Here is a 20,421-nt window from a genome sequence, read left to right as displayed (position 1 = left end):
TCTTTATCACATGAGGGGGGCTAGGTATGAAGAAGCAAGAACGTCAGCAATTACTTAAGCGGCTACTGACGACCCGAGAAATTGAACGACAAGAGGATTTTGTGCGGCTGTTAGCCGAAGACGGGATTCACGTGACGCAGGCTACTATCTCACGGGACATTAAGGAAATGCAGTTGGTCAAGCTACCAGCTGACTCCGGTGGTTATCGGTATAGTTTACCCGTTCAAAAAAAGATCGATACGCAAAAGAAGTTGCAGCGAACCTTGCAGAACGCCTACATTTCCTTTGCCGTGCAGGATCAATTTACGATTTTAAAAGTCTTGCCAGGTAATGGGCCAGTGATTGCCTCGCTGCTGGATCAAATGCGTTATGATTTTGTGTTTGGTACGGTGGGCGATGACAGTTCCGTTTTGACGGTATGCGTCAACCATCAAGGCGCCCTACAACTAGAAAAAGCGATTGACCGCATGCTTGCGGATTAAGACACCGACCACGACTGACTCACCAGCATTAACGCTGACGAAGCAGCGGTGGTCGTTTTATTAGGAGGCCAAAACGTGTTACAGGAGCTTTCAATTAAAAATTTTGCGATTATCGACCAGTTGGACGTTGCCTTTAAGAAGGGCATGACGGTTCTGACCGGGGAAACCGGTGCCGGGAAGTCCATTATCATTGATGCAGTGGGCTTACTGGCCGGGGGCCGCGGTTCAGCCAACTTCGTGCGGACGGGGACCGATAAGGCCATCATCCAGGGAAGCTTTTCGTTTCCTCACGGTGGGGCCACCTATCGGGTTTTAGATGATTTGGGAATTGATCACGATGATGGGAGCGTCATTTTACAGCGTGAAATTCATCAGAATGGTCGCAATACCTGTCGGGTCAACGGAATGTTGGTTAACACCAATACCTTGAAGCGAATTGGGGAAACGGCGGTCGACATTCACGGGCAAAACGAGCATCAGGAGCTCATGCAGCCAGAAAAACATCTGGGGATGCTCGATGAGTTTGCTGGCGATAAGATTGCTGACTTACGACAGCGCTATCAAAAGACCTATCAACGCTATGTACAGGTTCAAGCTACGTTGGAAAATAAGCGGACCAATGAAAAAGAGTGGGCCCAGCACCTCGATATGCTGAAGTTTCAGGTTAATGAAATTGAATCTGCTAATCTACAGACGGGTGAAGAGACGGCGTTGATTGCGGAACGGGATCGCCTGGATAATTTCCAGAAAATTAACGACGGTTTGCAACGGACACAGCTCCTGTTGTCGGGTGAAGACACGACTCCTGGAGCGAATGACCAAATCAGCAATGCCATGCAGGCTATGCAGGCCATTGCTGACTTCGATCCCGCTTTTAAGCAGATTGCCAGTAGTCTAGAAACTGCCTATTACGCGCTAAACGATGCCGTGGGGGACGTTTCCTCTCAATTGGATCTGTTGGAATGGGACGAAGGCCGTTTGGATGAAATTGAACGCCGCCTGGACGTCATTAACCAACTGAAGCGTAAGTACGGTGATTCCGAAGAACAAGTGTTGCGCTACTTTGATAAGATCTCTGTGGAGCTGAAGCAAATGCAATCGACCGATGAACAAGCCGATGATTTGGAAGGTCAGGTTGCTGAACAGCGGTCGACCCTTTTGCAGATTGGCGAACAGCTCAGTAAGGCTCGGAAACAAGCTGCTACCAATTTGGAAGCAGCTATTCATGGTGAATTGGCGGACCTCTATATGGATAAGACGGTTTTCGCGGTGCATTTCACGCGGTCCAAGGGCCAACCGATTTTAAGTACAGGACTGGATCACGTGGAATTTTATCTACGGACCAATCCTGGCGAGGCTATGCGGCCGTTAGCTAAGATTGCTTCCGGTGGGGAACTTTCCCGAATCATGCTAGCGTTGAAGACGATTTTCTCCGAATCGCAGGGCGTGACGTCGATTATCTTTGATGAAGTCGATACTGGGGTCAGTGGCCGAGTTGCTCAGGCAATCGCCGAAAAAATCAGTGGTATTGCCCGGGCTTCACAGGTGCTCTGTATTACGCATTTGCCACAGGTAGCGGCGATGGCCGATCATCACTACTTCATTGCGAAGAAGATTGTGGGTGAACGGACCGAAACGAGCCTAACTCGTTTGGGAGATAAGGCACGGGTCGATGAAATTGCCCGGATGTCTGCCGGTACTCAGGTAACGAAGCTAGCGTTAGAACATGCTAGCGAACTGCTGGGATTGGCAGATGAGGCCAAGACTAAACGAAATAAACAGAAGGCGAAGCACGTAAACTAGCTGTTCAATGAATGGTTCAGTGGTGTGTAAGCTAATTGTTAGACTGGGTAACCAGTCTTTTTTCGTACCGTCTATTCATGCGGGTAGTAGTTAATTTGGATACTAGTTCATGATGCTATTAAATTTACATTTAATTTATACCCCTTTTTGGATTATACTTAAATTAACTAAAGCAACAGATCGGAAGAGGTGTGGCATCGTGGGAAAGAAATTGGCAGTATGGAGTTTGGGGTTTTTAGTTGCTTTTATAGTTTTATTTGGTTTTCAGGGGTCCGCGTCAGCAAAGAACATTGATACTCAGGTGCAGGGGTTAGATGCACCCAGCAAAATTATGGAACAAACTGGTGATAGTAATACTTACACGGAAGTGCCAAAGGATTCACCACTGCTTTCCGGTCAGAACTATCAATTGTATTATGACTGGACGGTGACGAATGGAACCAGTATCAGTGATGGTGATACAGCAACCGTTACTTTACCAACAACGGCTGGTCATGGACCGATTGGGTTTGATGTTAAGACTGGTGATCAGTCGGCAACAACTATTGGTAGTTTTTCGGTGGATGCTGATGCTACAACGGGTGAAATTACCTTTAATGACCAGCTCGCTAATGTGAACACTTATAATAAAGGAACGATGAAAATTAACGCAACCGGGAACGCTACGGACACTTCCGGTGGCGGAAATGATTATGTGATTGCTAAGAATGGTTGGGTTCAAAAGAATGATTATGATGCGAATAATATTCCGACCCAAGTTGTTTGGCAGATTGTTTTTAATCCCAAAGATGAAAATATGGGGACGGTGACGTTAACGGATGATCTCGGTGGTTATCAGAGCTTTGATAGTGAACAAGGTGTTACGGCACATGATGAAGATGGGAATAAACTAATGCCAACCGTCGAGGTGAATGGGTCACAAATAAAGATGGTGTTTGAAAATGTCACCAAGAAGGTTACTCTCTCTTATTACGCCAAAGTTGATTCTAGTAGCTTGACTGGACAAACGGGTGGCTACTTTGGAAATTATGTAGGTTTGGAGGCTGCAGACGGTGAAACGGGAAGTGCCGGAACTGGTTCTGGTTCCGGTTCAAATCCATCTACACCCGATACCATAGCTAATACCCATAAGGACGCTCCGTGGGGTGGTAGCGCGGAAATTGATGTGACGTACATTGGCAGTGTGACGTTGACTAAGCAGGACGCGACTACGAATAGTCTTTTGCCTGGTGCAACTTATACGCTCCAGAAGAAGAACAGTGATGGTTTGTTTACTGACTATCAAACCCATTTGGTCACTGATTCAAAGGGACAAATTAATAGCACGGCCCTGGAAATAGGTGACTATCAGTTTGTTGAAACGGCGGCACCTAAAGGCTATCAAATAAACCCCGCAACAGTTCCGTTTAGCATTGGACCACAAAACAAAAATTCACACGTGGATGTATCGCAGACAGATACCCAAGGTTCCGTAACCTTGACCAAGATAGACAAGGATTCTGGCGAGAAGTTAAAAGGTGCCGTGTTCCAGCTGGCTGATAAGGACGGTAATGCCGTTGGTACCAATACTTATACAACCGGGGATGACGGGACGTTTACTGTGAATGGCTTAGCACCAGGGACGTACGAATTCGTTGAAACGACGGCGCCAACTGGGTATGAGATTGGGGAGCCTAAGCAATTTACAATTGGCGATACGGAAACCAATCAGGCTGTGACAGTTACTCAGGCAGATGTATTTAGTGGTCAAACTGGTGGATCTTCGGGCTCATCTTCAATTCCATCTGTGAAGCCAAAGCCAAAACCAAAACCCACTCCAGGCCCAGGGCCAACACCGGGGCCAACTCCTGCACCCAGTTCTTCCAACGATAGTTCGTCCGAATCCAATGACACAGTAAGTAGCGGCACGACGACTAAGAAGAGCAAGGTCAAGAAAGTGGTATCGTCATCTACCAGTTCTTCCGACAACAGTGGTATGACCGGTGCAACCGCAACACCAAGTGCTAGTTCATCATCCAAGCATCCTGTTGGGGATGGGAATTTTAGCTCAGCAGTCAAGCGTTTGTTACCACAGACTAGTGAGGCCAAGGGCATCTTTGCCGTTTTAGGCGGAATCTTGTTACTCGGTTTTGGGCTTAGTTTCTGGCAGTGGCGGCGTGAACGACGCCACTAAATAACGGCTAATTTGAAATCAGCTGGGCCAATAACCTAGCTGATTTTTGTGTCAACAACCGTTAAGAGAAAAAAAACGACCACGGTAGAAATAGCTTTCTATCGTGGTCGTTAGTGACTAGCTTATTTAACGCGTTGGACTGACCGGAGCAGGTTTTCTGCTACGATGGTGGTCAACTGTTGAGTTTGTTTTAAAATGAGGTGACCAGCGGCGTCTTGCTTTAAATGGCCAATGGCCTTAGCGGGAGCAGTGTCTGGTGCACTCTTAAATTGTAATCGGACTAGGTAGTGGCGGTCGATGGCCTGCTGAATAAAATAATTGAGCTGAGTTACGGGCATCTGGGGCTGAACGACTTCACCGTCAATGACGGGGAGACTACTGAACAGTTCCTTGTAAACCGTGGCGACCCGATCAGACAGGGCGGCACCGGTTGCGTTTAAATTTTGCATGCTGATCACCTCGAACATTTGTTTGTATTTATATTATACGAACACACGTTTGAAATAGCAAGCCTTTTTGTTCTCTTTCAAATAATTTGTGTGATTTACGACTTTTTTCGAGAAACTAAGACCGAATGTCCCTTTTCAACGTTGAATAGTGGTAATATAATATCCTATAGATTATAGTTCAAGTCAGGTAATTCTGGCTTTAAACGGGTCGGTAAGCCTGAATCGACGATTAAGGCTTACGTTCCCATAAATAAATATTTATTGAAGGGATTTTTAAACGATGGCTAAACGTGGAATGCTCATTGTTCTCTCCGGTCCTTCCGGGGTCGGCAAAGGAACCGTTCGCAAGGCGTTATTTGAGACCGGTGCGACAGACTTTTCTTACTCCATTTCGATGACGACTCGTCAACCGCGAGAAGGCGAAGTCAACGGCGTTGATTATTACTTTGTCTCCAAAGAGGAATTTGAGGAGAATATCCGTAACGGTGAGATGCTGGAGTACGCCAAGTATGTTGACAACTACTATGGTACCCCGTTAAAATATGTAAATGAGACCCTAGACCAAGGAAAAGATGTTTTCTTGGAAATTGAAGTCAACGGTGCCATGCAGGTTCGCGCAAACTGCCCAGATGCAGTCTTCGTGTTCCTGACGCCACCAGACTTAATGGAATTGAAGCATCGCCTGATTGGCCGGGGAACGGACGCCATGGACGTCATTAACAAGCGAATCAAGAAGGCCGTTGGTGAAATCCGGATGATGCGCAACTACGACTACGCTGTGGTAAACGACGAAGTCACGAAGGCCGTCGACCGGATTCAGATGATTATTCGGAGCGAACGGCTACGGGTAACCCGGGTCATGCCGGATTACGAACAAATGATTGGAGACGAATAAAAAATGCTACTTTATCCCTCAGTTGATGATTTATTAGCACAAGTGGATTCACGGTATTCTTTGATTATGTTGGCTAGCAAGCGGGCACACGAATTAGACGCCGGCGCTAAGCCACTTTTGACCGACTATAAGTCGCCTAAGACGATTGGCCGGGCCCTTGAAGAAATTGCAGCCGGAGCTTTAATGATTGATCCGGACGAAAAGGATCTGGACGCCTAGTTTTGGCGCTTCAGTAAGAACCAGGTTGCCGTTTGGTAATCTGGCTTTTTTTATCATAGACCGTTTAATGGAGGGGAACCATGTTTGAAGAAAAGCACATTACGTTAACCGTTGGTGGCAGCGTTGCGAGTTATAAGGCGGCCACCCTTGCTAGAGACTTGCAGCGTGCTGGTGCCGATGTTCGTGTCATTTTAACGGCCGCCGCTGCCAAGTTTATTACCGCGGCGACCTTTGCAGCGCTCACTAAGCATGCGGTGCTGACTGAGGCAGGTTGGTGGCAGGCCGATGGCAACATCGATCACATTGAATTGGCCGATTGGACTGACCTGGCCATTGCGGCACCAGCTTCAGCCAATCTCATGGCACAGCTGGCCAACGGATTAGCCGATGACGCAGCCAGTGCCACTTGGTTAGCGACAGCAGCACCTAAAGTCGTGGTTCCCGCTATGAATAGCCACATGTGGCAGGCGCCAGCTACCCAGCGGAACTACCACCAGCTACAGGCCGATGGCGTACACGTTTTGACGCCTGCAACCGGTGCCTTGGCCGAGGGATATTCTGGTCAAGGCCGGTTCCTGGAGCCTGCCGATATTGTGACCCAAGTTAATGGCTTGGCCCTGTTTGGGGAACCGACCTTAGCTGGTAAATCAGTCATCGTCACGGCTGGCGGGACGCGAGAACGTTTGGATCCTGTTCGCTTCCTAACCAACGATTCTTCCGGTAAAATGGGGTATGCCGTGGCTAATGCCGCTCGACAAGCCGGGGCAACGGTGACGTTGATCACCGCACCGACTAACTTAACGGCTCCGACTGGGGTGACCGTTGTACCGATTCAGAGTACCACGGACCTGTCCAACGCCGTGTTGGAACGTTTCCCTAAGGCAGATGCGCTAGTCATGGCGGCGGCTGTTGCAGACTTTCAACCTGAAACGACTGCTGATCAGAAAATCAAAAAGACGCCAGCTAATGACGAATTGATCTTAAAATTAAAGAAGACACCAGATATCTTAAAACAAGTTGCTGGTATTAAGCGGCCCGACCAAGTCACCATCGGTTTTGCGGCTGAGACGCAGAATTTGCTGACTAATGGTCAAAAAAAATTGGCCAGCAAGTCCTTAGACCTACTGGCCGCTAACGATGTTTCCCGTAAGGACATTGGTTTTAACGGGGATGACAACCAAGTCACCTTCATTTCACCAGATGGCAGTACGGATCAGACGCCTAAGGCTAGCAAGGCCATCATTGCCACGGCCCTGGTGGACCGCTTGGCGGAATTATTAGTGAAAAAGTGAGGTGACACACCATGGCCCAGATTGGCCAAGTATTAGTGGACGTTCCCACCATGCAAACGAACGACCCTTATTCCTACGCCATCCCAGCCGAACTTGAACATCAGGTTGAGGTCGGCATGCGGGTCACGGTTCCTTTTGGCCGCGGTAAACGGGTAGTTTCTGGCGTAGTCGTGGGTTTGAGTGACGTTACCAATTTTGACGGGCAGTTGAAGTCCATTCAAAGTGTGCTCGACTTAGCGCCTGTCTTGAACACGGAACTGCAAAAGTTAGCCGATTGGCTGGCTGATACAACCTATGCTTTTCGAATCACCTGCATTCAAACCATGTTACCCAACTTACTGAAGGCTCAGACTGAGCGCTTTATTCAGCCAACGACGGCCTTGACGGCAACTGAAATGGGCACGTACTTTCCGGATGGCGCTCCCCGTGAATTCGACGCAGCCAAGCTCGATGATCAAACCGTCTCCGGCTTGTTAAAGCTTCAACGTGCGGGCAAGGTGGAGGTGGTCTACCAGGTCAAGGACCGGGCAGCTGCTAAGACCACGACTGGGATTACGCCGGCGTTACCCGTTTCTAAGTTGCAGGAGATTCAAGCAACAGTTGCGAAGAAGGCGCCTAAACAAGCTGACTTATTGGCATATCTGCAGACAATGACCAGCGATACCCCGATTGCACAGTCACAAATCGTGCACCGGGCGGGTGTCAGTGCAGCGGTCATCAACACGGCCGCTGATAAAGGTTGGCTCACGAAGCAACAGATTGAGGTTTACCGCGATCCATTTCATCAACCGGTGAAACCGACCCAACCGTTAAAACTAAACGCTGAGCAACAGGTAGCCGTCGATCAGATTACGACGGCAATCGACCAACAGAAAGTTCAAAACTTCTTGGTCGAAGGGGTTACCGGTAGCGGGAAGACGGAGGTGTATCTCCAAAGCATCGCCGTCGCTCTGGACCAAGGGCGCACGGCATTAATGTTGGTCCCCGAAATTGCGTTGACGCCACAGATGGTCAACCGAGTGAAAGCTCGGTTTGGCCAACGTGTAGCTGTCTTGCACAGTGGCTTGTCTAAGGGTGAACAGTATGATGAATGGCGCCGTATCGACAGTGGTGAAGCCACCGTGGTTGTGGGCGCGCGTTCGGCTGTGTTTGCACCCGTCAAGAATCTAGGAATCATTATTATGGATGAGGAACATGAAAGTAGTTATAAGCAGGATGAAAATCCGCGGTACCACGCCCGTGACGTTGCTCTCTGGCGGGGGCAGTACAACCAGTGCCCCGTCGTGTTGGGTAGCGCGACCCCGTCCTTGGAAACGCGGGCCCGGGCTGCCAAGGGTTTATACACGCGGCTAGTGTTGGCCAAACGGGTCAATGACCGGCCGCTGCCGCCCGTGCACATCGTCGATATGCGTGAGGAGGTCAAGCAACGAAGTGAGGGCGACTTTTCGCAGCCCTTGCTAACGGCCATTCAAACGCGGTTGGACCGGCAAGAACAGGTTGTTTTGATGCTGAACCGGCGAGGATTTTCTTCCTTTGTCATGTGTCGGGACTGCGGGTTCGTATTGAAGTGTCCCAACTGTGATATTTCGCTGACGTTGCACATGGACACCCATACTATGAAATGCCACTATTGTGGCCACGAGGAAGCCATTCCCCACGTTTGTCCCAACTGTCATAGCCGCAAGATTCGGTACTACGGTACTGGGACACAAAAGGTGGAACAAGCCCTGCAACGCGAGTTTCCCAGCGCTAATATACTCCGGATGGATGTCGACTCCACCCGCCGAAAGGGTGCTCATGAACGAATTTTACAGAAATTTGGCAAACACGAAGCAGATATCCTATTGGGAACACAAATGATCGCCAAGGGACTAGATTTTCCTAACGTCACACTAGTTGGCGTGCTAAATGCCGATACTGCCCTAGGCCTCCCGGACTTTCGGGCGAGTGAACGAACCTTTCAGCTACTGACGCAAGTTAGTGGTCGGGCTGGACGAGCTAGCAAGCCCGGTGAGGTTTTTATCCAGACGTTTAATCCGGACCATTACGCCATTCAATTGGCACAACAGCAAGACTACGAGCGGTTCTTTGTCACCGAGATGCACATGCGGCACCAAGGAAGCTATCCGCCGTACTACTTTGCGGTCCAACTTACGGCGAGTCATGAGGAAGAAGCGGTGGCGGCCAAAGCCATGTTTCAAATTGTGGCGGCCCTAAAGAAGGGGCTCAGTCCCGATGCAATTATTCTCGGACCTACGCCCAAGGCGATTGCACGGGTCAAGCGGAAGTATTATTATCAAGTTGTGATTAAATATAAGCAGGAACCGCAATTAAAGACGGTTCTCGAACAGATTCGACAGGCTGCCCAGGTGCCAGCCCGGCATGGTCTGTCCGTAACAATTGATTCAGAACCAATGAATTTTATGTAGATAAAGAAAGTATGGTGCAAGATGACTTCAGTAATTTTTATGGGGACTCCCCAATTTTCAGCGCCAATTCTGAGTAGTTTGATTGAACACGACTACGATGTTTTAGCCGTGGTGACTCAACCGGACCGCCGCGTTGGTCGAAAGCACGTGTTGACGGCTTCACCAGTCAAGCAAGTGGCAGTTGACCACAACATTGAGGTTCTCCAACCCGAAAAGATTTCGGGTAGTCCAGAGATGCAGCGGACAATTGATCTCGCGCCGGATTTAATCGTCACAGCGGCATTCGGCCAATTCTTGCCGACAAAGTTGTTGAAGGCGGCTAAAGTGGCAGCAGTCAACGTACATGCCTCGTTGTTACCTAAATATCGGGGAGGTGCGCCAGTCCACTACGCCATTATGAATGGTGATAAGGAGACCGGGGTTTCCATCATGTTTATGGAGAAGAAAATGGATGCCGGTGATATTCTTTCACAAAAAGCCATTCCTATCACGGATCAGGATGACGTTGGGAGCATGTTTGATAAGCTCAGTGACTTGGGGCGCGACCTCCTTTTGGAGACGCTGCCTAAGCTGTTAGCTGGTGACATTACGCCAGTGAAGCAGGCTGAGGACCGAGTCAGCTTTTCACCGACGATTAAGTCCGACGAGGAACGGGTCGATATCACATTGAGTGCCCGGTTGTTTGACTGTAAAGTACGGGCACTACGGCCATTTCCAACGGCTCACATTTACTTAAACGGCGTCCGGACTAAGCTCTGGCGGGTAGCCATTTTAGATGAACAGACCGATCTTAAACCCGGTCAGGTTGTGAGTCGGGACAAGCATCATTTAGCCATTGCAACTGGTGAACACGGTGTTATCAGTCTGGAAGAATTACAACCAGCAGGGAAACCAAAATTGAGCATCACAGACTTTCTAAACGGGACCACGGATGAATTAGCCGTTGGTGAACAGGTGGCAGAATAATGACGAAAAATACAACACCTCGGGCCTTAGCGGTCGAGGCTTTAACGCGGGTCGCTAATGGGGCCTACTCAAACTTACAATTGGAACAAACTCTGGAAAGTCATGCGTTGAGCGATGTTGACCGGCGCTTCGTGACTAACCTGGTCTACGGCACCATTCAACACCAGCTGACTCTGGAATACTATTTGGAAGGCTTCATCAAGCCCAACCAAAAAGTTTTGCCTTGGGTAAAAATGACGTTGTTAGTGGCACTTTATCAAGAAATTTATTTGGATCGGGTTCCCAAGCGGGCTATCTTTAACGAAGCCATTCAATTGGCTAAGGACCGGGGCCACGAGGGTATCCGGCGGTTTGTTACCGGGGTTCTCCATGCCATTGATCGTCAAGGCTTACCAGACATTGCGGCCATTAAGGACCCTACCAAACGTTTAAGCCTCCAATATTCCGTTCCCGAATGGTTGATCACGGCTTTACAGGAACAAGTTGGCGCTGATAAGACTTTGAAGATTTTAGAAACTGTCAACCAACCGGCCGAACAATCTGTGCGGGTCAACGTTGCCGTCACCACGGTTGAAGCCGTTGAACAAGCGTTGAACGACGAAGGCTACACGGTCACTCACAGTGAAGTGGCGGGGGATGCTTTCCGTTTGGACGATGCCGCAGCTAACCAGAGCAAAGCATTTGCCGATGGTCGTCTGACAATTCAAGATGAGAGTGCGATGTTACCAGTAGAGGCTTTGCAGATTCGACCTGGTGATCAAGTGCTGGATGCTTGTGCGGCGCCTGGTGGGAAGACCACCCAAATCGCAGCACACCTCGATGCCCATTCTGGTGGTAAGGTCACCGCTTTGGATTTGCATCCCAAGAAGGTTGCGTTGATTGAAGCAAACGCAGAACGCCTACATGTGGCTGACCGCGTGGATGCTGTAGCCTTGGATGCCCGGGAAATCGACCAGGCCTATCCTAAGAAGATGTTCGACCGTATTTTAGTCGATGCGCCTTGTTCTGGGTTAGGTCTGATTCGGCGGAAACCAGAAATCCGTTACGAAAAAACGCCTGAAGATATTCAATCGTTACAACGGGTGCAATTAGGAATCCTGGATGCTGTGAGTGCTAAGGTTAAGCCTAATGGTATCTTGGTCTACAGTACCTGCACTATTTTGGATACGGAAAACACGGACGTGGCCACCAAGTTCTTGGCGGACCATCCTGAATTCGAGTCCATGCGGGTCGAGACTAGTCAACAACTGAAAGATGATCGCACGACCGATACCTTAAAGATCTATCCGGATGATTTCGATTCCGATGGTTTCTTCGTGAGTGCCTTTCGTCGTAAGAAGTAGGGGTGAGTGCTAATGGAAGTCGCATACCGAACGTCCATTGGGAAGCAACGCAATGATAATGAAGATTACGTCGATGTGTATACCAACCAAGCTGGCCAACATCTGGCCATTATTGCGGATGGTATCGGCGGTCACCAGGGGGGCTGGCGAGTGCTATGGCGGTGTCCCACCTGGGTCATGAGTTTGAACAGACAGACCTAACCACTCCTGCTGCTGCTCGCGACTGGATCACCACCGAAATCACGGCGGAAAATCAATCGATCATCGATAAGTCCAACCAGTTTGCGGATCTAAACGGTATGGGAACTACCTTGGTGGCGGCTCTCTACTTTACAGATGAAGTTGTCATTGCCAGCATTGGTGATTCACGCGCTTACCTCCTACGAGATGATGTCTTGCGGCAACTGACCGAAGACCATTCGCTGGTCAACGAGTTGGTTAAACGCGGTGAAATCAGTAAGCAGGCCGCCCGGCACCATCCCCAAAAGAACGTCATCATTCGCTCGCTGGGCATCTCAACGGACGCCCGCTTTGACCTCAATACGTACCCGTTAGTCATGGGCGACCAACTCATGCTTTGTACCGATGGGTTGACCAATATGGTTGATGATACGGCCATCAAGGACGTATTGTTAAGCAATCTGACCCCCACTGAAAAGTGTGACGACTTGGTCAACTTAGCTAACGCTGCCGGTGGGTTGGACAATATTACGGTCTTACTGATCACCAATCCGGGGCGGGAGGTGGCTGACTAATGCGGACCGGTTATACGCTAAATGGCCGCTACCGTATCATCCGCGCTTTGGGCGAAGGCGGTATGGCCAACGTTTATTTAGCACATGATTTGATTCTTGACCGGGACGTCTCGGTCAAGTTGCTGCGTCTTGATTTGAGAGACGATCCGGGAACGATTCGGCGATTCCAGCGTGAAGCGTTGGCGGCTACCGAATTGGTTCATTCCAACATCGTGCAGGTCTACGACGTGGGTGAGGAGAACGGGATGCAGTACCTGGTCATGGAGTACGTCGAGGGAACCGACCTGAAGGCGTACATCAAAGACCATTTCCCAATTGCCTATCAAGAGGTCATCCAAATCATGGAGCAGATTCTGAGCGCCGTGAAGATGGCCCATGAACATAATATTATTCACCGGGACCTGAAACCCCAAAACATTTTGATTGATCGCAACCGGGTAGCTAAAATCACCGATTTTGGGATTGCGGTGGCGTTGTCGGAACACAGCTTGACACAGACCAATACCGTCTTGGGTTCCGTGCACTATCTTTCACCTGAACAGGCCCGGGGCGGGATGGCGACGAAACAGTCTGACATCTACTCCTTAGGAATTATGCTTTACGAAATGTTGACAGGGACGGTGCCCTTTGAAGGCGAGACGGCTGTTTCCATTGCCTTGAAGCACTTCCAGTCGGAAATTCCGTCCGTCAGAGATATTGATCCCCGAATCCCACAGGCTTTGGAAAATGTGGTCTTGAAGGCGACGTCTAAACGACCAGCGGACCGCTATACTGATGTTGAAAGTATGGCGGAAGATTTGAAAACGTCGTTGTCACCCAAACGGGCGGGCGAGGTTAAATTTGTACCAGCCAATGACGACGACGGTGAGACGAAAGTCTTGCCGGCGAGTGCGTTAAGCTCCGCACCGTTACCGGCTTCTGCGGCCACTGAGTCCGCACCAGAAGAGTCACCTGCGGCGGTCACTAAGACGCAGGACGACTCGGCGTCGGCTAAGGGTAAGAAGAAGCGGAAAAAGTCGCGGCACCCCCGTCGGCGCAAGTTCTTACTGGCTGGGTTGGTCGCGTTGTTACTGATTCTGGGTGTTCTAATTGGCATGGCCATCTTTAAGCCCCAAATGACCAGTGTGCCAAGTGTCCTTGGTCAGAAGGAGGCAACGGCTCGTACTGAGCTTAAAACGGCTCATTTAACCGTGGGTGAGGTTCACAAAACGGCTAGCAGTAAAGTTAAGGTCAACCGGGTCGTTCGGACGGAACCACGTTCAGGAACGCAGCTTAAACGGCAGTCGGCGGTCGATCTGTGGATCAGTACGGGTCCTAAGCGCTTCAAACTGGGTAATTATCAGGGTGATTCGTACGCGAGCACGGCGGCTAAGCTGGAGGCGTTGGGATTCACAGTTCACCGTGAATCCGTGCATTCCAGTAGCGTACCAGCTGGGAAAATTATCCAGCAAAGTATTGCGGCAGGCAAAAACGTGGTACCGGCGAACAGCGACATGACCTTTAGTGTGTCGACTGGATCGGCGACCGTCACGTTGGCCGATCTGTCGAACAAGACGAAGGCACAGGCTCAAAAGTATGCGACTGACCACAACTTGAACCTGGCCTTCCATTACGCCTATTCTACCGATGTTGCGAAGGACCGAGTCATCAAGCAGTCGCCTGGTGAGGGGGCTGTGGTTCACGAAGGTGATGAAGTCACGTTGACGATTTCCCGTGGTGAACAGAAGGCTGATAGCACGAGTACCGACAAGTTCAGCGTCAACGTCAAGATTCCATTTGATGATAGTTCAGATGAGAGCGAGGCAACTGAAGATTCGGATACCAGTAGCAGTAGTTCTTCATCGGCGTCCAATTTGGTTCAGATTTATTTGAAAGATCAGGATCACGGATTAAGTTCAATCTACAAACAGATGACGATCACAGCGGATACGACGGTGACCCTGCCATTTACGGTAGCGGCGGGCAAATCGGGCGCTTATAAGGTCGTTCGTGACGGCCACGTCATCGCTTCAGATAATCATGTCACGAAAAATTAGGAAAAAACCTGCATTTAACGCTCAGTTCTTTTATAATGAAAGAGGACTGAGTTTTTGTGTAGAATCAGCCAGACAGAAACACAAGAATAAAGGAGGTGCTGCATGTCAGAAGGACAAATTCGCCAATCATTGAGCGGCTTCTATGATGTTTTCAGTGATGGCAAAATGTACCGAACCCGTGCGCGGGGGAATTTTCGCAAGCGGCGGATCACACCATTGGTGGGAGATCGCGTGACGTTTGAGAGTTCGACGCCTAAGGAAGGCTACATTTTAGAAATTTTACCGCGGGACAATTCATTGACCCGGCCACCTGTTTCTAACATTGATCAGGGGGTCGTCGTGACGGCGGTCGCGGCGCCGGAATTTTCGACCAACTTATTGGATCGTCAGCTGATTGCCCTTGAAGTCAGTGGCATTCAACCGGTCATCTACTTTACGAAGACCGACTTGATTGAAGATACCCGGTATCAGGAGTTTGAAGAACTGGCAGCGGGTTACCGAAAGATCGGTTATCAAGTGTGCTTGACCCGGGAACCATTTGCGGCTGAAGGCTTGGATCAACTGAAAGCCACGTTGGCTGACAAGGAGACCGTGATTATGGGACAGACCGGTGCGGGAAAGTCCACACTGCTGAACCACATTTCACCAGATCTGACGCTAGCGACTGGTGAGATTTCTACGGCCCTGAACCGGGGACGGCATACGACGCGTAAAGTGAGTCTGATGCCGGTGGCCGGTGGGTTAGTGGCCGATACGCCGGGGTTTTCGTCATACGATACCTTGACCATCGATTACCGGGAGCTTGGGCAGTATTTTCCAGAGTTCTTGGCCCTATCTAGTGAGTGTCGTTTCAGGGGCTGCGTTCACGTCAATGAGCCAGGGTGTGCCGTCAAGGATGCCTTAGCAGCTGGCGATTTAATGCAAAGCCGATATGATAACTACCTGTTATTACTTACGTTGTTAAAGAATCAAAAACCAATTTATAACAAGAAGAAATGAGGAAGAGAATTTATGATTAAAGTAGCGCCTTCAATTTTAAGTGCCGATTACGTCAATTTACAACCAGATATCGAAAAGGTGGACCAAGCTGGAGCAGAGGTCTTACACATCGACATCATGGACGGTAACTTCGTCCCTGCATTGTCTTACGGTCCAGGCTGGGTCAAGGCGATTCGGCCAATCACGAAGATGGTCTTAGACGTTCACATGATGGTTCAAAACCCAGAACGTTACGTTGAAGACTTTGCCAAGGCTGGTGCTGATATTATCGGTGTCCACGTTGAAGCGACGCCACACATTCACCGGGCTTTACAAATGATCCAAAACGCTGGTGCTACCCCAGAAGTCGTCATCAACCCTGGGACGCCAGTTTCCGCCATCGTGCCAGTCTTAGACATGGTTGGCCAAGTCTTGGTCATGACTGTTAACCCCGGTTTTGGTGGTCAGAAGTTCTTACAAAGCACTGTTTCCAAGATTGCTGAATTAGACGCAATCAAGAAGGAAAAAGGCTATGACTTCGATATCGAAGTTGATGGTGGGGTCAACGACCAGACCGTTGTTGACTGTGCCAAGGCTGGTGCGACCGTTGCAGTGGCTGGTTCATACGTCTTCAACGCAGACGATCCAGCTGCTCGAATCAAAGCTTTAAAGGACGCAACGAAGTAATGCCACGGGGCGGAACGTTTAATCTACTCGTGGGCGGTCCCAAGGCCAATTGGCCGGCCGACTTCGCTGAGAATATCGTTGGCCCCTGGATTGGCGTTGACCGGGGGACGTTACGGTTGATCGACAATAATGTTCAACCGGTGGCTGCTATTGGGGACTTTGATTCCTTGGCGGCACCGGAGTTGCAACGGGTGCGACGGAATGTGAAAGACATTCGGCAATCTCAACCTGAAAAAGACTTTACGGATACCCAAATGGCGGTCTCAGTTGCATTTAACGACTATGCCGCTGAACGGGTAGACATCTACGGTGCCACTGGTGGTCGAATCGACCATTTTCTAGCCAACCTGTTTTTGGTGTTGGAACCGCAGTTTAAGGCTTATGCCAGTCAGATTCGGCTGATCGATAAGCAAAATACGATTTCGTTCTACCTACCTGGTCATTACACGTTGGAGAAGGAGCCAGATAAAAACTATCTGGCATTCATTCCCTTAACACCCATTGACCACTTAAGCCTGATCAATGAAAAGTACCAGCTACACAATGAGCCGATTCCGTATCCAATTTCGTTTGCTAGCAATGAGTTTGTGGGTAAGACTGGTGAATTTCAGTTTGACACCGGGTTGCTCTGCGTCATTCAGAGCTGTGATACTTACGAAGCGCGACATGAATAAAGTTCTTGCTTAAAACACCAGTAATTGCGACCACTGTTGGTTGCGATTACTGGTGTTTTTGGATTGTGACTGTACCACGCCGCCTGCGGCTGCCAGGACTGGGGCCGGCTGTGGGGGCGCTTCCGGCCTGAGAAGCGGTCCTCCAGCTCAACTTGAAGCCTTCCGCAGACCACGCAAGTCTCCAAGCTTGCCCCATGCTGTAAGTTCGGACAGAGCCCACCCGAACTAACACCATCGACACCGCCGGCCCCAGTCCTGACAACCTCCGGCTACATTGATGTATTTTGAAAGATTAGGTGGTTGGTTGTGACATAGTAAGAGTGGTTTTCAACCTGACCAAACTGATATAGCGAAATTGGTGGTTATTAATCCAGGGTGCAAGTTAACTTTTTGCAGAATTGCTAGATTGAATTGAAGCAGAATGAAAAAATATTTTTTTGTGATTCGATATTTTTAGCAGCAATCTGATTTTGAAAGCCAGTTTCTTCAATTGCTAAGTATTATTTGCCATATTCCTGATACAGCAAGGATTTGGTTTTGGGGTTTAGTCAGACATAGTGAAAATTGACCGGCGGATACATGAAACCTTTTCACTCGAGGTTGCAGTGATAACCGCTTTCAAGTGGAGGAGACACAAAAAAAGCACGAACCAGCGAACTGGTTCGTGCTTTTTCTTATATAACCGTGTTTATAACTAAACGCGGGTTACATTACCTGATTTCAGAGTCCGGGCAGAAACCCAAACCTTCTTCGGCTTACCGTCCACTAAGATGCGAACCTTTTGTAAGTTCGGCTTCCAAGCGCGACGAGATGAATTTAAAGCGTGGGAACGCTTGTTACCGAAGCGCGTCCGCTTACCGTTGATAAAATCCTTTGCCATGGCGTAAACCCTCCTTTGTGGATTCATTACTTTAAAAAAGCAGTGCTTTTTACTCACCTGACTAATTTACCATACTATTTTGCGGAACGCAATATTTTCTTTCAAGTAAATTTGCTTGACACTTATTTACCGTCAGGGCGTGCTTTTAAGAGTTCCTATTTCTATTTTTGCGTGGGTTGTGGTAAGATTAATCTCTGTTAAGATTCTACAACCAGACAAGGAGGCTATTTCCATGGCCGTAAAGATTAAGACTCAGTACGGAACAATTGATATCACGAATGAAGTGATTGCGACCGTAGTTGGGGGTGCCGCGACTGATAATTATGGTGTCGTGGGCATGGCAAGCAAAAATCAAATCCGTGACAACGTTAATGATATTTTACGGCGGGAGAACTACGCCCGCGGTGTTGTTGTGCGACAGGAAGAAAATGGCGTGGCAATTGACGTCTTCGTTATCGTCAGCTACGGAACCAAGATTTCTGAAGTATCACGGAACGTTCAATCTAAAGTTAAATATAACCTGGAAACAATGCTGGGCGTCAACGCGAACTCAGTAAATGTTATTGTTCAAGGGGTGCGGGTGTTGGCTGATTAGCCAGACGTACTGAAATCAAGGAGGATACTTAGTTGAAAGTAACAGAAATTACTAATCTTGAGTTTGGTAAGATGGTCCAAGCCGCCTCGCAAAAACTAAACCAGAATGCCGATTTTATTAACTCACTAAACGTTTTCCCTGTTCCAGATGGGGACACGGGAACCAATATGAGCCTTTCCCTACAGAGTGGGGCCAAGTACGAACGTGACTTGGGCAGCACTGCCGTTGGGGCGTTAGCAACTGCTTTAGCTAAGGGGCTATTGATGGGGGCCCGTGGGAACTCTGGGGTCATTTTGTCCCAGATTTTCCGTGGTTTCTCTAAAAAGTTGGCAGATAAGCAAACCTTAACGGCCCAAGACTTGGCTGATGGCTTCGCAGCAGGTGCAGAAACAGCTTATAAGGCAGTTATGAAACCTACTGAGGGAACTATCCTGACTGTTGTGCGTGAGGGCGCACAGGCCGGCTTAAACACGGCTAAGAAGTCCGACGATGTTTTAGCCGTGATGGATGCCGTCTTTGAAGCGGCCAAAGCTGCCTTGGCAACGACGCCAGACTTACTTCCCGTCTTGAAGCAAGTCGGTGTGGTCGATTCCGGTGGTCAAGGGCTGACCTTTGTTTTGGAAGCCTTCAATGACTCCCTGAACGGTCGTGTTGCTGAAGAGGGCGACTACAAGCCTGACGACGCTGAAATGGATGAAATGATCGATGCAACCCACCACCAAAGTGTGCAAGGAAAGCTCGATCCTAACAGCATCAAATTCGGTTACTGTACCGAAATCATGGTCCGTATCGGCCGCGGTAAGCAAGTCGATCACGATTTTGATTACGATACTTTCTACGATTACTTGGCTGACTTAGGTGATTCTTTACTGGTTGTTAACGATGACGAAATCGTCAAGGTTCACGTCCACACGGAACACCCTGGTAAAGTGATTGCTTGGGGCCAAGAATTTGGTGATTTAGCTAAGGTCAAGGTCGACAATATGCGGATGCAACAGGAAACCATCATGGAACACGATGATACGCCTGCTAACTCTGCAGTGGCTACAGCAGTTGCTGAAGAAACACCTGCTGATACAGCCATCATTGCCATCACTGCTGGTGACGGGTTAGCGACGTTGTTCAAGAGCTTAGGTGTGACCCACGTAGTTAACGGTGGTCAGACCATGAATCCAAGTACTCAGGACATCGTGGATGCCATCAACCAAAGCCAGGCTAAGCGGGCCATTGTATTGCCTAACAATAAGAACATTTTCTTAGCTGCCGAACAAGCAGCCAAGGTTGCCGATGTGCCAGCCGTCATTGTGCATTCTAAGACGGTTTCACAAGGGATGACAGCTATGCTGGGGTACAACCCAGATGCCGAGTTAGACGAAAACCAAGAAGCAATGGAAGACAACTTGTCAGCTGTTAAGAGCGGTCAGGTAACGCACGCCATTCGTGACACCCAACTTGATGGGTTTGACATCAAGGAAGGCAACTTCATGGGAATCGTTGATGGTACGATTAAAGTAACCGACGCGGATCTTCTGACCACGGCGGTCGACACGGTCAAGGCCATGCTCGATGATGAAAGTGAAATTATAACGATTATTTATGGTGCCGATACGACGGCTGAGGTTGCGGAGCAATTGCAAGAACAGGTCGAGGCACTGGATGATGACTTAGAAACAGAAGTTCATGAAGGGGACCAACCGGTTTACCCATTCTTGATTTCGGTTGAATAACCGGTGTACGAAAAAAGATTGGGCTAATGGTCCAGTCT

At 49.2% G+C, this 20,421-nt stretch carries 17 protein-coding genes and 1 pseudogene; 16 read left to right on the top strand and 2 right to left on the bottom strand.

The genetic code is table 11. From position 1 onward, the window contains the following. The first annotated feature begins 26 nt into the window (after positions 1 to 26). From AB3Y94_RS03190 to AB3Y94_RS03180, 3 genes are all read left to right on the top strand, one after another. The gene (locus AB3Y94_RS03190; protein WP_367295089.1) at positions 27 to 482 is read left to right on the top strand and encodes an arginine repressor; all 456 of its coding nucleotides are present in this window, start codon (positions 27 to 29) and stop codon (positions 480 to 482) included. A gap of 75 nt (positions 483 to 557) precedes the next feature. Next, entirely contained in the window at positions 558 to 2,285 is a 1,728-nt protein-coding gene (recN, locus tag AB3Y94_RS03185) for a DNA repair protein RecN (RefSeq protein WP_367295088.1), read from the top strand. A gap of 226 nt (positions 2,286 to 2,511) precedes the next feature. Next, positions 2,512 to 4,458, top strand: coding sequence for a SpaA isopeptide-forming pilin-related protein (locus tag AB3Y94_RS03180; RefSeq protein WP_367295087.1), 1,947 nt, complete (start codon positions 2,512 to 2,514; stop codon positions 4,456 to 4,458). A gap of 122 nt (positions 4,459 to 4,580) precedes the next feature. Here the strand turns inward: AB3Y94_RS03180 and AB3Y94_RS03175 are convergent, their stop codons facing one another. Next, positions 4,581 to 4,907, bottom strand: coding sequence for a hypothetical protein (locus tag AB3Y94_RS03175; RefSeq protein WP_367295086.1), 327 nt, complete (start codon positions 4,905 to 4,907; stop codon positions 4,581 to 4,583). 280 nt (positions 4,908 to 5,187) lie between these two features. On the opposite strand from AB3Y94_RS03175, the gene gmk reads away from it, so the two are divergent. From gmk to AB3Y94_RS03120, 11 genes and pseudogenes are all read left to right on the top strand, one after another. Beyond that, a complete protein-coding gene (gmk, locus tag AB3Y94_RS03170; protein WP_125684060.1) occupies positions 5,188 to 5,802 on the top strand; it encodes a guanylate kinase in 615 nt (204 codons plus the stop codon). A 3-nt stretch (positions 5,803 to 5,805) separates the two neighbouring features. Continuing rightward, positions 5,806 to 6,021 carry a DNA-directed RNA polymerase subunit omega gene (gene rpoZ / locus AB3Y94_RS03165; protein WP_061776946.1) on the top strand — a complete coding sequence of 72 codons (216 nt, stop codon included), beginning with the start codon at positions 5,806 to 5,808 and terminating at the stop codon, positions 6,019 to 6,021. A gap of 80 nt (positions 6,022 to 6,101) precedes the next feature. Next, on the top strand, positions 6,102 to 7,313 hold the full coding sequence (coaBC, locus tag AB3Y94_RS03160) for a bifunctional phosphopantothenoylcysteine decarboxylase/phosphopantothenate--cysteine ligase CoaBC (RefSeq protein ID WP_367295085.1): 1,212 nt from the start codon (positions 6,102 to 6,104) through the stop codon (positions 7,311 to 7,313). An 11-nt stretch (positions 7,314 to 7,324) separates the two neighbouring features. Continuing rightward, on the top strand, positions 7,325 to 9,742 hold the full coding sequence (gene priA, locus AB3Y94_RS03155; protein WP_367295084.1) for a primosomal protein N': 2,418 nt from the start codon (positions 7,325 to 7,327) through the stop codon (positions 9,740 to 9,742). 21 nt (positions 9,743 to 9,763) lie between these two features. Further along, entirely contained in the window at positions 9,764 to 10,708 is a 945-nt protein-coding gene (fmt, locus tag AB3Y94_RS03150; RefSeq protein WP_367295083.1) for a methionyl-tRNA formyltransferase, read from the top strand. Beyond that, positions 10,708 to 12,051 (top strand): 16S rRNA (cytosine(967)-C(5))-methyltransferase RsmB, encoded by a 1,344-nt coding sequence (gene rsmB, locus AB3Y94_RS03145; protein WP_367295082.1) that lies wholly within the window; start codon positions 10,708 to 10,710, stop codon positions 12,049 to 12,051. Before fmt ends, rsmB begins: the two co-directional genes overlap by 1 nt. A 12-nt stretch (positions 12,052 to 12,063) precedes the next feature. Continuing rightward, positions 12,064 to 12,806: pseudogene (locus AB3Y94_RS03140) on the top strand (Stp1/IreP family PP2C-type Ser/Thr phosphatase). Further along, positions 12,806 to 14,842 carry a Stk1 family PASTA domain-containing Ser/Thr kinase gene (gene pknB, locus AB3Y94_RS03135; RefSeq protein WP_367295081.1) on the top strand — a complete coding sequence of 679 codons (2,037 nt, stop codon included), beginning with the start codon at positions 12,806 to 12,808 and terminating at the stop codon, positions 14,840 to 14,842. Before AB3Y94_RS03140 ends, pknB begins: the two are co-directional and overlap by 1 nt. 102 nt (positions 14,843 to 14,944) lie before the next feature. Then, positions 14,945 to 15,841: a ribosome small subunit-dependent GTPase A gene (gene rsgA, locus AB3Y94_RS03130; RefSeq protein ID WP_367295080.1), complete on the top strand. Its 897-nt coding sequence runs from the start codon at positions 14,945 to 14,947 to the stop codon at positions 15,839 to 15,841. Positions 15,842 to 15,853: 12 nt separating this feature from the next. Next, on the top strand, positions 15,854 to 16,507 hold the full coding sequence (rpe, locus tag AB3Y94_RS03125; protein ID WP_367295079.1) for a ribulose-phosphate 3-epimerase: 654 nt from the start codon (positions 15,854 to 15,856) through the stop codon (positions 16,505 to 16,507). After that, the gene (locus tag AB3Y94_RS03120) at positions 16,507 to 17,181 is read left to right on the top strand and encodes a thiamine diphosphokinase (RefSeq protein ID WP_125684043.1); all 675 of its coding nucleotides are present in this window, start codon (positions 16,507 to 16,509) and stop codon (positions 17,179 to 17,181) included. The genes rpe and AB3Y94_RS03120 overlap by 1 nt, the downstream gene beginning before the upstream one ends. Before the next feature lie 694 nt (positions 17,182 to 17,875). On the opposite strand, the gene rpmB is transcribed toward AB3Y94_RS03120, so the two are convergent. Beyond that, entirely contained in the window at positions 17,876 to 18,061 is a 186-nt protein-coding gene (rpmB, locus tag AB3Y94_RS03115) for a 50S ribosomal protein L28 (protein WP_367295078.1), read from the bottom strand. 232 nt (positions 18,062 to 18,293) lie between these two features. On the opposite strand from rpmB, the gene AB3Y94_RS03110 reads away from it, so the two are divergent. Both AB3Y94_RS03110 and AB3Y94_RS03105 read left to right on the top strand, forming a co-directional pair. Beyond that, complete coding sequence (locus AB3Y94_RS03110; protein ID WP_367295077.1) at positions 18,294 to 18,656, top strand: Asp23/Gls24 family envelope stress response protein; 363 nt, start codon at positions 18,294 to 18,296, stop codon at positions 18,654 to 18,656. 32 nt (positions 18,657 to 18,688) lie between these two features. Beyond that, a complete protein-coding gene (locus AB3Y94_RS03105; protein ID WP_367295076.1) occupies positions 18,689 to 20,383 on the top strand; it encodes a DAK2 domain-containing protein in 1,695 nt (564 codons plus the stop codon). The last annotated feature ends 38 nt before the right edge of the window (positions 20,384 to 20,421 follow it).

It is taken from the genome of Levilactobacillus yonginensis (genome assembly GCF_964065165.1).
In the GTDB taxonomy this organism is placed as follows: Bacteria; Bacillota; Bacilli; order Lactobacillales; family Lactobacillaceae; genus Levilactobacillus; species Levilactobacillus yonginensis_A.
The sequence above is the reverse complement of the archived record's forward strand: the minus strand, read 5'-3'. Positions and strand labels throughout refer to the sequence as shown.